The organism is Amycolatopsis sp. NPDC058986 (assembly GCF_042741125.1).
Taxonomy (GTDB): Bacteria; Actinomycetota; Actinomycetes; order Mycobacteriales; family Pseudonocardiaceae; genus Amycolatopsis.
Map to the genome: position 1 here is coordinate 5,780 of NZ_JBHYJW010000025.1, position 12,117 is coordinate 17,896.

Sequence of the window (12,117 nt, forward strand, 5' to 3'; positions counted from 1 at the left end):
GGGGGGGGCTGCCTGCGGGCGCTCGACCTCACCCCCGCTCCCAACCTCAGCCCCACCCCTCCGGGGGCCCCCCCCCACGCCGTCGACTCGCGCGGAGACGGGCTAGGGTCGAGCCGTGGTGATTACCGATCCGGACACCTACGTCAAAGGTGTGCCCCATGAGCTGCTCGCCCGGCTGCGCCGCGAATCGCCGGTGGTGTGGCTGGACGGGTTCTGGGCGGTGCTGCGGCACGCGGACGTCCGGCGGGTGCTGCGCGATCCGGCGGTGTTCTCCTCGCAACTCGGCGGCACGCAGATCCGTGACCCCGCGACGCCGGAGGATCTGAAGTACGTCCGCCGGATGATGCTCAACATGGACCCGCCGGAGCACGCGCGGCTGCGCGGGCTGCTGACGAAGGCGTTCACGCCGCGTGCCGTCGCCAAGCTGACCGACCGGATCCACGGGTGGGCCCGCGACCTCGTCGGCGCGGTCGCCGACGCGGGCGAGTGCGACTTCGCCAAGGTCGCCGCGGACCTGCCGCTGCTCACCCTCGCCGAGGTGTTCGGCGTGCCCGAGCGGGACCGGCGGCTGATGTACGACTGGAGCAACCGCGTGATCGGCTACCAGGACGCCGAATACGCGGTCAGCGCGACCGTGCGCGCCGACGAGGTCACAGAACTCGCGCGGACGGCTCTCGCCGTCCGGCCGGCGCCGGGGCCTGATGGCGTGATGCCCGACCCGCGCACCCGCGAGGGCATGCCGGACCTCTACGCCTACGCGACCGCGCTCGGCGAGTACAAGCGCGAAAATCCCGGCGACGACGTGATGAGCAACCTCATGCGCCACGTCGACGACGAGGGCGGCCGGGTCTCGATCGCCGAATTCGAAAACCTGTTCTGGCTGTTTTCCGTGGCAGGAAACGAAACCCTGCGCAACGGCCTGCCCGGCGGAATGCTCGCGCTGCTGTCCCACCGTTCGCAGTACCGCGCCTTGCTGGCCGACCGCTCGCTGCTGCCCGGCGCCGTGGAAGAGATGTTACGTTGGTGGACGCCCGTTATGCACTTTCGCCGCACCGCGACCCAGGACATCCGGCTGTCCGATGTGGACATTCGCGCCGGGGACAAGGTCGTGGTCTGGTTCTCCTCGGCGAACCGGGACGAGACGCTGTTCCCCGATCCCGATCGCTTCGACATCACGCGCGCCCCGAATGATCACCTCACCTTCGGGCACGGACCGCATTTCTGCCTCGGCGCTCAGCTGGCGCGGGTGCAGATGCGGGCGATGTTCGAGGCGGTACTGGATCTGCTCGGCGAGGTCGAACTGGCGGGTGAGCCGGTGCGGTTGCGGTCGAACTTCCAGAACGGCCTGAAGAGCCTGCCGATCCGCTGGCGCCGCTAGCCGTCGGCTCGCCGGTCCAGCAGGACTCGGACCACGGCGGGGAACAGCCGGTGCACGGCCGGATCGTGATCGAGCGGGACGACGATCGGCCGGTAACCGCGCGCGGCCAGCGCGTCGACGAGGAACGGCACGTCGGACACGCTCGCCGTAGGGCCGCAGTGCGCGAGCAGGCCTTCGGCCACGGCCGACGTCCACTCGCGCCCGGCCGCCGCACCGACCGCTTCCGGCGCGGGAGCGGCGGCCAGCGCGGGGAACACCCGGTCCGCGCGGACCAGTACGGCGTCGCCGCTTTTCAAGGCATGGCCCCAAACGTAAGCGTCGTCGGCACGCAGTTCCCGCAGCGCGGCGTCCGGATCGGCACCGGCGGGCAGCAGCGGGGCACCGGTGTGATCCAGCAGCCGTCGCGGATCGACCATCGAGGTCCCGTAGCGCGCCAGCCGCGGCAAAACGGTACGGCGCGGTCCGTCGAGTTCGTCCAGCACACCGAAGCGAGGATCCACGAGCCGCGCGATCCGGGCGGTGAACTCCTCCTCCGGCGGCGGCTCGGCCGACGCCAGTCGCGCGACACGAGCCAGGAACTCGTCCGCGCTCTCGGCGAGGGCCGGTCGGGTGAACGGGTGTGCGAGCACGGCGTGCCGGGTTTCGTCGAGTGTGTCCAGCCGGATCCGGAGAAGCCCGGGCGACGGTTCACCTCCGCCGGTGCGATGACGGAGCACGGCCAGCATCGCCCGGCTGGTCAGGACGGCCGTCGTCGCGGCGTCCAGCTCTCCCGGCGGGTCGTCCGGCACTCCGCCGGTGATCGCGGTGTGGCGGCGCCAGGCGCCCGCGAGGGAAACCGGCGGCGAGCTGGGTACCGTCAGCCACGCCTCGTCCCGGTGCACCGCGAGCTGCACCAGCGGGACGCCCGCCTCGGCACACAGCCGTTCCAGCCGCGTGGCCTCGGCGAGCCGCGGTGATTCGGGAACGTGGACCACGAACTCGGTGCCGCGCAACGCTTCCGCCAGCGCCGCCTCGTCCGCGGTGCCGACCGGGCGTACCGTGCGCAGGCCGGACCGCCGCGCCGCGTGGACGATCGCCGCGCACAGCGGACCCCCGCCCGCGACGGTCAACGGCCCGTCCTGGTACCGCGCGGGTACCCGCGCGGGCGTGCTCAGGTAGTAGCCGAGGAACGAGACGATCCGCTCGCACACCGGTTCGCGGCTGATCTCCTGGACCGCGCCCGCCTCGACCAGTGTCCGCACCAGCTCGGCGAGGTACTCGCGACGCGGCGGCGTCAGCGGCGCGGCCAGGTCGGCGAAGGTACGGCTGCCGTCGAGCAGCGGCACGAGCCAGGCGAGCCACTCCCCCGCCTCCGCACCGTCGAGCCGGATGCCCCCGCCGCGGACGAGCACGTAGACGCCGTGCCCGGTCACCACGCGATGGGCGTCGTGGCGGAAGACCAGCCTCGGCGCCGCGTCGAATCCGAGCTCCGGCAGGCACATCTGAAGTCCGTCCCCTGTCGGGCGTCACCGTCTCGCTGCCCGAACACCGCTGGCCGGGCACGGACCGCGGCGGACGGAGGGCTGAGTGGACGTTAGCGGCTACCCCCGGAACGCACAACGGGCGGCACCCGGGTCCGCGGGTTCCCGCAGTCCCCGCGCGGACACCCCGTCGGCGTCCACTGTGGACTCTACGGTTCCTCCTCACGAGTGAGGGCCTCGCCGCGCCATCCCGCACGACAACACCGATATCGGTCACCTGAGTGGGTGACGCGCTGTCACACTAATGGCGCAACGGAACGCCTCGCGCGCGTATCGCTAAGCTCGGACACCCACAACATATGTCGAGGTGCTTCTTCGTGACACGACAGGACTGGGTACCGCAAGGCGTGGACATCACCGTGCCGAGCGTCGCGCGCCTGTACGACTACATCCTGGGCGGCGGGCACAACTTCGCGGTGGATCGCGCGATGGGAGAGCAGATCGAACGCGTCATGCCCGGCGCGCGCGAAGCGGCGCGAATCAACCGCGCGTTCCTCGGCCGCGTCGTGCGGTTCATGGTGGATCAAGGCATCCGTCAGTTCCTCGACATCGGTTCCGGCATCCCGACCGTGGCCAATGTGCACGAAGTCGCCCGGGCGGCGGATCCGGAGTGCAGGGTGGTGTACGTCGATCGTGACGCGGTGGCCGTCGCGCACAGCGAGCTGATCCTCTCCGACGACGACCACGCCGCCGTCGTCCGCGCCGACATGCGCGAGCCGGAGGCGATCTTCACCAGTTCGCCGGTCCGGGAGCTACTGGACCTCGACGAGCCGGTCGGGTTGCTGATGCTGCTGATGCTGCACTGGATTCCGGACGACGCGGATCCACTCGGCCTGATGAGGCGGTACCACGACGCGCTGGCGAGCGGCAGCCACCTCGCGATCACCCACGTCAGCCACGACAACGAGGAAACCGGGCTCACCGAGGTCACCGACGTCATCAAGCGGAGCAAGAGCCCCGACCAGGTCAACGCGCGCCCGCGCGGCCGGATCGCCGAGCTGTTCGACGGATTCGACCTCGTCGAGCCGGGGCTCGTCGGCTGTGGTGAATGGCGTCCGAACGGACCCGCCGACATTTCCGGACAGCCCGCGATGAACACGCTGCTCTACGCCGGTGTTGGCGTCAAACCGTGAATTGATGCGGACAGTCACCGGCAATACGCTGAGTTTCCCCGAACGTGGCCCGTGGTCACCCCAGGGAACCTGTGCGGACGCACTTCGGGTAGCTAAACTTCCGCTCGGCCGGAAACCACAACAGGGTGAACCATGATGTCGGATCCAAGCCACCACCGCCCTTCCCCACCGCCGGACGACCGCCGTGACCGCGCACTCCTGGCGAGAAAATGGGCCTATCTGCTCAGCGGTGTCGTCGTCGTGCCGTTGAGCGCGGAGGACCTCGGCCGCGAACTGGGCGGGCGGCTCGACAGGCTGTGCACGGCGTTACGGGCGGAACCGTTCGCCACTGAGCCGTTCGAGCGAGCAGGCGAACAGCTGGTCGCGCTGGGCTACCTCGGCGAGCCGGGACTGCGCTGCACCATGGACGTGCTCGGGAAGGGTTTCCTGGCGCTGCCGGAGTTCGAGGCCACGGAGCGGTTCGCCGAGCGGATCGTGCTCGGGCTGGGCGCGCTCGCCTGCGGATTCCTCGCCGGGAGCCAGCGCGCCGTCCTCGAACAGCAGGAGACCATGCACCTGACGCTGCTCAAGGCGGTCCGCGACGCGAAGTGGAATCTCCGGGAGAGCGAAGCGCGCTTCGACGAGGTCGTCACCTCGTCGGCGAGCGGCGTCATGATCGTCGATCTCGACGGGCGGCTGTCCCGCGCCAACGCCGCGATCGGCGAGATGCTCGGCTACACCCAGGCGGAACTGACCGGCGCCGCGCTGCTCGACTTCGTGCACCCGGATTCCACGGAGGTCCTGCGCGAGGCGATCCGGTCACTGCGCGAAGGCGAACGGGACCGGATCCGCCAGTCGCAGCGCCTGCTGCGCAAGGACGGCGACGTCGCCCGCATCTCGCTGACCGTGTCGCTGCTGCGCGGCACCGACAACCAGCCCAGCCATTTCGTCACCGTGGTCGAGGACGGCACCGAGCTGATGCTGCTGCAGAGCGAGCTGAGCCGGCAGGCCCTGCACGACGTGCTGACCGGCCTGCCCAACCGGCAGTACTTCACCTCGAATCTCGAAAACGCGCTGCGGCGGGCGGATCCCGCCTACGGCACCACGCTGTTCCAGCTGCGCCCCGACGCGTTCGACATGGTGTGCAACAGCCTCGGCCGCCAGTCCGGCGAACGTCTGCTCGTCCACGTCGCGCAGCGGCTGAAGACCGTGCTGGCCCGCGAGAAGACCATGATCGCCCGGTTCGACGGCGACGAGTTCGCCGTCCTGATCGAGAACTCGGCGACCACTCCCGGCGTCGCCGCCCTCGTGGCCGCGATCAAGGACGAGCTCGCCGAACCGGCCTATGTGGACGGTCGCGGGCTCGCCGTGTCGGTGAGCGTCGGCGTGGTGCACCGGCCGCCGTCCACCATCGATCCGGCGGAACTGCTGCGCGCCGCCGATCTGACGCTGCGCCGCGCGGCGGCGGGACGCCGTGGCCAGTGGGAGCTGTACGACCCGGAACGGGACGCCGCCGAGCGCGACGAGCGGACGCTCGCCGTGAGCATGCCGGGCGCGTGGGAACACGGCGAGATCAGCGTGTGGTACCGGCCGGTGGCACGGCTGGCCGACGGCGGCACCGCGGGCGTCGAGGCACTGCTCCGCTGGGCGCCTCCCGAGCTCGACCCGTTGCCGCACAAGCGATGCGTCCGGCTGGCCGAGGAGACCGGGCTGAGCCTGCCGCTGGGCGATTGGCTTCTGCGGACCTCGGGCGGGCAGATCGCGTGGTGGCGGCAGCGGAGCGGGTTCGAGCACCCGTTGCTGCTCGGTCTCACCGCCCATCAGGCCTGCGACGGCGATCTGGTGTCCCGCGTGAACCAGGTGCTCACCGACGTCGGCCTGCGCCCGGAGCAGCTGCTGCTCGGCATGCCCGCCGGAGTGCTGCCGATCGACGAAGCCGTCGACAATCTCACCGTGCTGGCCGATCTCGGCGTCCGGATGCTGCTCGACGACTTCGACCTCGGGCCGGCGGGCCTGACCGCCGTCGAAGATCTTCCCCTGGCGGCCGTCCGGGTCCGGTCCTGCCTCACCACCCGGCTCGCCGCGGGTCCGCCCGCCACGGCCGCGCTCGTTCCGCTGGTCCGGCAGGCGGGCGCCACCGTCATCGTCGACGGGATCGCCGACGACGACCAGGCCCGGTGGTGGCACGCGGCGGGCGCCGACCTCGCCACCGGCGACTTCTTCGGGGTCGCCGGACAGGCGGAAGAAACCGTCACCCACTTCAACTGAGCGTCCTCTCGTGCCATCGTGGGAGATCACCCATGATTGGTCTGGACCTTCGGTCCGTTGGCGAGAGGAGCCGGACGATGCGCGGTACCACGGTGTTGCCGGGGGCGTCCTGTCACGCGTCGAACGAGGGGGAACTGCCGATGCACCGGCTCGAGGTGCCGACGCCGAACGCGCTGCCGTTCGCCATCGGCACGTTCGAGACCATGGGCCCGAACTCCCGCGCGTCCTTCCCGCACCGCCACACGTTCCACGAGATCGTCCACGTCACCGGCGGCACGGGAACGCACGTCGTCGACCTCGCGCGATGGGAGCTGCGCCCGCCGCATCTGTGCGTGCTCGGGCCCGGCCAGGTGCACCACTGGGAGAACGCGCGCGGGCTGACCGGGATCGTCGTGCTGTTCACCGACGACTTCCTGCTGGATCACCCCGGGGACCGGGATGTGCTGCGGCAGTTGAGCGAACGGCCGTGGCTGACCCTCGACGAGGCCACGAACGCCGCCACGGCCCGGCTGCTCACCGAGATCCACGACGAATACCGGCACGCCGCGCCGGGTGCCGAGTCGGTGCTGCGTTCGCTGCTCCACATCCTCGTCGTGCGCGCTTCCCGGCTGCCCGAGAGCATCGGCACCGCGACACCGGCCCGCGCCGGCGCGGTGGTGGAGGAGTTCGTCCGGCTCACCGGCCGGACCGATCTCGCGCTCTGGTCCGTCCGCGCGTATGCCGAGCGCGTCGGGGTCACTCCCGGTTACCTCACCGAGGCGGTGAAGGCGGCGACGGGCCGGACGCCGTCGCAGCTCATCCGGGAAACCCGCGCCCGTGAGGCGAAACGGCTCCTGGCCAGGACGGATCTGACCGTGCGGCAGGTGGCCGGCCGGGTCGGTTTCGTGGACCCGGCGTACTTCTGCCGGTTCTTCCGCAGGGAGACGGGGATGAGCCCGGGCGATTTCCGCCGCGACGGCGACGTCCGGTTGCTCCCCGTGCCTTCATCGTGACCCCGTGAAATCACCACGACCAGCGGAGCCAGTCCATCGTCCACGCCGAACCGCCGACGTACGTTCATGGTTAATCTCCCACGCCCCCACAAGGAGCAGCCATGGACGGCGAGCACAACACGGCCGACGGACACCCGCACGACGACTCCGGTGACGAAGCCCAGCGGCAGTACAGCCGCAAAACGGTGCTGCGCGCGGCCCTCGCCGCGGGAGTCGCGGTCCCCGCCGCACTGATCGGCGCGCCCGCGCTGGCGCGCACCGCCAAAGCGTCCGGTGGCCCGCTCGAGCCGACGCCGTCCTGCCACGACGGCGACGAGCCCACCATCCCGCAGACCGAAGGTCCTTACTTCAAGCCGAACTCGCCGGAACGGACCTCGATACGAGAGCCTGGCTACCCCGGCACCAACCTGACCGTGTCCGGCTACGTGTTCGGCCTGGCCTGCCAGCCGCTGAACCGGGTGCTGCTGGACTTCTGGCAGGCCGACGACGACGGCGCGTACGACAACACCACGTATCGCTTCCGCGGGCACCAGTTCACCAACGCCCAGGGCCAGTTCTCCCTGACCACGATCGTGCCCGGCCTCTACCCCGGCCGCACCCGGCACATCCACGTCAAGCTGCAGGCACCGGGACGTCCGGTCCTCACCACGCAGCTCTACTTCCCCGGTGAACCCCGCAACAACACCGACACGATCTTCGACCCGCGCCTGCTGATGACGGTGCGCGACGCCCCCGGCGGCCGGGAGGCCTCGTACGACTTCGTCCTGCGCGTGCCGGGCAACAAGCCGACGACGACCCCGACCCAGCCGACCACCCCGACCACTCCGCCGGGCGGCACCACCTGGGCCGCGGGCACCTCGTACACCGCGGGCACCCGCGTCACCTACAACGGCCAGACCTATGTGTGCCTGCAGGGGCACACGGCCCAGCCCGGCTGGGAACCGCCGACGACGCCTTCGCTGTGGCAGACGGCGTAACCCGCATTCGCCCGGCCATCCGCTGACGCACACCGCACCCCGGATCGGGGTGCGGTGTGCGTTCTGTATGGGCTCCGTGTGGTGTCCCGCGACAGGATGACGCACCTGTCCCGTGAACGGGAATTTTCCCACCGTGCGAAAGGTTTTCGGTCCCCATCATGCGTCGCGTCCTCCTCCCCGGTCTGCTCGCCGTCCTGCTGTTCTCCGGGGCGTGTGCCACCTCCGCCCCCACCCCCGTCACCGCCGGCGGGAAGACGCCGGCCACCGGCGAAGCGTCGGGCGACCCGAAACCGGCCGCCCAGTCCGAGAAGAAGATCGGCAAGACCATCACGGTCACCGACGACGAGGACAGCGCGCTCGTCACCCTTGTCTCCGTCGCCACGGTCAAGGAGGGCACCACCCCCGGTATCCGGCCCCGCAGCGGCACCTTCGTCGTCTTCGACCTGAAGATCGAAGGCAAGACCGGCAAGTTCAGCACCAACTCGCTGTACGTGTGGATGAAGACCGCGGCCGGCAAGACGGTCAAGGCGACCGACGGCATGGCCCCGGCGACCGGCGCCGACCCGGAACTGCCGCTGAAGGACCTCGGCCCCGGCGAACGAGCGAGCGGGAAAGCCTTGGTCGACGCCACACTGGAACCCGGCGCCCAGCTGCTCTGGGTGAACGCCATGGACAAACCTCTCGCCTCGTGGGACCTCTGACCGACGCGGAATCCGCGCCTTGTCCGCGTCACGGCGGTTGGCTATGGTGGAACGGCGGCCGGAAAATCACCGGCGCGCTGGGGAAGAAGTCACTGGGGTATTCACGGTAGCCCGTCTCGATTCCGCGTATCCACCCGCTTTGTGAACCGTCGCCGACGACCGTCCACAAAGGATACTCGACGACGGTCGCCGGGCAGGGGGGATTCGCCGATGGGGCTCATGGACGTTCTGGGCAGGACGGCCCGCCGATCCGACAGCACGCTGCGCTACGGCGAGGGCGCCGAGCACGTCGTCGAGCTGTGGTGGCCCGATCCCGGTCCCACCGTGGCGACGGTGGTCGTCATCCACGGCGGTTTCTGGGCCGCGGAATACGATCGCACGCACATCCGTCCACTGTGCGCCGAACTGGCGCGGCACGGTTATCTCACCGCCGCGCTGGAATACCACCGCGCCGGTCAGGATCGTGGCGGCTGGCCGGGGACGTTCACCGACATCGCCGACGGGCTCGACGCGCTGCCCCGGCTCACCGGCGGTCTCGTCGAGGAAACGCGCACCGTGCTGCTCGGCCATTCCGCGGGCGGACATCTCGCGCTGTGGGCGGCGCTACGGCACCGGCTGCCGTCCGGCAGTCCCGGCGCCGGCGGGAAACCCTTGCGCGCCAAGGGAGTGGTCTCGCTCGCCGGGGTGTGCGACCTCGCGATGGCGCATCGGCTCGACCTGGACGACGGCGCCGTGCGACGGCTGCTCGGCGGGGAATCGGCGGACCTTCCCCGCCGATACCACGCGGCGGATCCGGCCCGCCTGCTTCCCCTTGGCACGCGCTGTGTCCTGCTCCACGGTGACCAGGACGACCGCGTCCCGATCGAAGTCAGCGAGCGCTTCCACCGGCTGGCCATCGAGCACGGCGACGACGTCACGATGAACCGGCTCGCCGGTACCGACCACTTCGCGCTGATCGACCCGCACGCCCCGGAGTTCCAGTCGGTCCTCGACGCCGTCGGGACCGTCCTGGAACACCGGTAGCGGCCCGTTCAGGCGCCGTGCTCCGTCGCGAGCCGGTGCCGGACTTCCCACAGGAACGGGAAAAAACGCGAAGACAGCCGCCCCCGCAGGTACCGTGCCGAGGCACCGCCGGTGCCCCGGGTGTCGTACCCGATGATCCGCTCCACCAGGACCAGATGCTCGTGCCGCCAGCCCGCCCACAGCCGGTCGTAGTCGAGTAACGCCTCCCCCAGCAGGAAGAGCGCGCCCTGCGCGTCCGGGCGGGAGTACACCGCCCGCCAGTCCGCCGCCCCGCCCGCGATCTCGGCGAGACCAGGAGTGGCCAGCGCCTCGACGATCTCGGCGGGGAGGCTGCCGCCGTGCGCGGCCCGCAGGACGTTCAGGTAGCCGGAGTCCCGCAGTCCACTGAGGACCTCGATCACCCGGAACTGGACGGACTGGAAACCGCTCGCGGTACCGAGGAAACCCCGGAACTCCAAGAACGCCTGGGGATCCAGATGTCCCAGCGTGCCCAGCTGCGCCGTCTGCGCGGCGAGGATCGCGTTGATCCGGCCGAGCCTGGCCACCGCCCTTGTCCACTCGGCCCTGCCGAGTTCGGCCCTGACCCTGCCGAGCTCGTGGATGACCACCTTGAACCAGAGCTCCATCGCCTGGTGGGTGACGATGAAATGGAGCTCGTCGGGATGCTCCGGCACGCTGCGCGGTCGCTGCAGCCGCAGCAGCCCGTCGACGGCGAGGTAGCCGCCGTAGGTCGGCTCGGGCCGGTTCCGCTCCTGCTCGTCCGTCCTCAGTGGACTGTGGGTCGGCCGCATCGAACTTCTCCCCCTCATGGACCTCAGTACTTCCGGAACAACCCGAGCCGCCGCTCACCGATGCGGGCCCGCAGCTCGTGGTCCTCCACGCCGAGGCCGTCGCCGGGCGCCAGGCAGCGGATACCGACCTTGCCGACGTGCTTGCCGAGCTGGACGGCCCTGGTCGCCTCGCCGGCCTCGGTGAGCGGATAGGTCACCGACAGCGTCGGCACGATCATTCCCAGGCGCAGCAACCGGTTGGCCTCGTGCGCTTCGGCCATGTTCGCGCCGTGGCTGCCGACGATGCGCTTGACCTTCATCCACAGGTAGCGGTTGTCGTAGTCGTGCTGGTACCCGCTGCTGGAACCGCAGGTCACGACGCTGCCACCCCGCCGCGCGAGATAGACCGACGCCCCGAACGTCTCCTGGCCGGTGTGCTCGAACACGATGTGCGGGTCCTCCCCGACGAGCCGCCGGATCGCCTCGCCCATCCGCCGCAGCACCTTCGGGCTCTTCAGCCCGCCCGGCGCGTCCATGAACTCCTGCCGGTTGATCACCGCTTCGCAGCCCATCTCGCGCAGCAACGCGGCGCGCTCGTCGGACCCGGCCATCGCGACCGGGATCCCGCCGCCGTTCTTGACCATCTGCACCGCGTAGCCGCCCAGCCCGCCCGCGGCGCCCCAGATGAGCACGATGTCGCCCTGCTTCATCCGCGCGCCGTTGGGGCTGACCAGCATCCGGTACACCGTCATCCCGCACAGCATGTTGGCCGCGGACTCCTCCCACGTCAGGTGGGCGGGCTTGCGCAGGAGCTGGTTCGCCTTCACCACGGCGAAATCGGCCATCCCGCCGAAGTTCGTCTCGTAGCCCCAGGCGAGGATGTCGTCGGCGAGCATGCCGTCACCGGCGCCGGAGGTGACCTGGCCGCTGCTGTAGGTGGGCGACACGACCACGCGGTCGCCCGGCACCCAGTTCTCCACGGCCGAGCCCGCCCGCACGACGACGCCCGAGGCGTCGGACCCGATCACCTGCTCGGGACGGTCGTGCCGGGCCGCGCGCGGACCCTGCCTGCCGAAGCGTTCGAGGAAGGCGAAGGTCGGGACCGGCCGGAACGTGGCCGACCAGACGGTGTTGAAGTTGACCGCCGAGGCCATCACCGCGACCAGCACCTCGTCGGGCGCCAGCTCGGGCATCGCCACCTCGCCGACGTGGATGGAGCGGCGGACGTCGGGCTCGGCCTCGTCGTCGCCGAACATGCCGACGTCCTGTTTCCGGATATACGCCGCCCGATAACGCTCCGGGAGCGGAAGACCGGCGAGACGCTCGCCGGGCGCGTCGGCCAGCACGGCCTCGATGAGTTCGGACATGGGGCATCC

10 protein-coding genes are annotated in these 12,117 nt (G+C 70.5%); 7 read left to right on the top strand and 3 right to left on the bottom strand.

From position 1 onward, the window contains the following. Nucleotides 1-115: 115 nt before the first annotated feature. Nucleotides 116-1,378 (top strand): cytochrome P450, encoded by a 1,263-nt coding sequence (locus ACFW0G_RS22320; RefSeq protein ID WP_378327284.1) that lies wholly within the window; start codon nucleotides 116-118, stop codon nucleotides 1,376-1,378. Here the strand turns inward: ACFW0G_RS22320 and ACFW0G_RS22325 are convergent. Beyond that, nucleotides 1,375-2,859 (bottom strand): hypothetical protein, encoded by a 1,485-nt coding sequence (locus tag ACFW0G_RS22325; RefSeq protein WP_378327285.1) that lies wholly within the window; start codon nucleotides 2,857-2,859, stop codon nucleotides 1,375-1,377. The two genes, ACFW0G_RS22320 and ACFW0G_RS22325, sit on opposite strands and share 4 nt — an antisense overlap. A 338-nt stretch (nucleotides 2,860-3,197) precedes the next feature. On the opposite strand from ACFW0G_RS22325, the gene ACFW0G_RS22330 reads away from it, so the two are divergent. The 6 genes from ACFW0G_RS22330 to ACFW0G_RS22355 all read left to right on the top strand — a co-directional run bounded on the left by ACFW0G_RS22330 (nucleotide 3,198) and on the right by ACFW0G_RS22355 (nucleotide 9,971). Next, complete coding sequence (locus tag ACFW0G_RS22330) at nucleotides 3,198-4,031, top strand: SAM-dependent methyltransferase (protein WP_378327286.1); 834 nt, start codon at nucleotides 3,198-3,200, stop codon at nucleotides 4,029-4,031. Between the two features lie 135 nt (nucleotides 4,032-4,166). Next, on the top strand, nucleotides 4,167-6,278 hold the full coding sequence (locus tag ACFW0G_RS22335; RefSeq protein ID WP_378327287.1) for a putative bifunctional diguanylate cyclase/phosphodiesterase: 2,112 nt from the start codon (nucleotides 4,167-4,169) through the stop codon (nucleotides 6,276-6,278). A 77-nt stretch (nucleotides 6,279-6,355) separates the two neighbouring features. Further along, a complete protein-coding gene (locus ACFW0G_RS22340) occupies nucleotides 6,356-7,270 on the top strand; it encodes an AraC family transcriptional regulator (RefSeq protein ID WP_378327288.1) in 915 nt (304 codons plus the stop codon). A 101-nt stretch (nucleotides 7,271-7,371) separates the two neighbouring features. Beyond that, entirely contained in the window at nucleotides 7,372-8,247 is an 876-nt protein-coding gene (locus tag ACFW0G_RS22345) for a carbohydrate-binding protein (protein ID WP_378327289.1), read from the top strand. 158 nt (nucleotides 8,248-8,405) lie between these two features. Next, nucleotides 8,406-8,948: a hypothetical protein gene (locus ACFW0G_RS22350; RefSeq protein WP_378327290.1), complete on the top strand. Its 543-nt coding sequence runs from the start codon at nucleotides 8,406-8,408 to the stop codon at nucleotides 8,946-8,948. A 210-nt stretch (nucleotides 8,949-9,158) separates the two neighbouring features. After that, entirely contained in the window at nucleotides 9,159-9,971 is an 813-nt protein-coding gene (locus ACFW0G_RS22355; protein ID WP_378327291.1) for an alpha/beta hydrolase family protein, read from the top strand. 8 nt (nucleotides 9,972-9,979) lie between these two features. Here the strand turns inward: ACFW0G_RS22355 and ACFW0G_RS22360 are convergent, their stop codons facing one another. Both ACFW0G_RS22360 and ccrA read right to left on the bottom strand, forming a co-directional pair. After that, nucleotides 9,980-10,762: a tryptophan 2,3-dioxygenase family protein gene (locus tag ACFW0G_RS22360; RefSeq protein ID WP_378327292.1), complete on the bottom strand. Its 783-nt coding sequence runs from the start codon at nucleotides 10,760-10,762 to the stop codon at nucleotides 9,980-9,982. Nucleotides 10,763-10,785: 23 nt separating this feature from the next. Further along, nucleotides 10,786-12,108: a crotonyl-CoA carboxylase/reductase gene (gene ccrA / locus ACFW0G_RS22365; protein WP_378327293.1), complete on the bottom strand. Its 1,323-nt coding sequence runs from the start codon at nucleotides 12,106-12,108 to the stop codon at nucleotides 10,786-10,788. Nucleotides 12,109-12,117 lie beyond the last annotated feature (9 nt).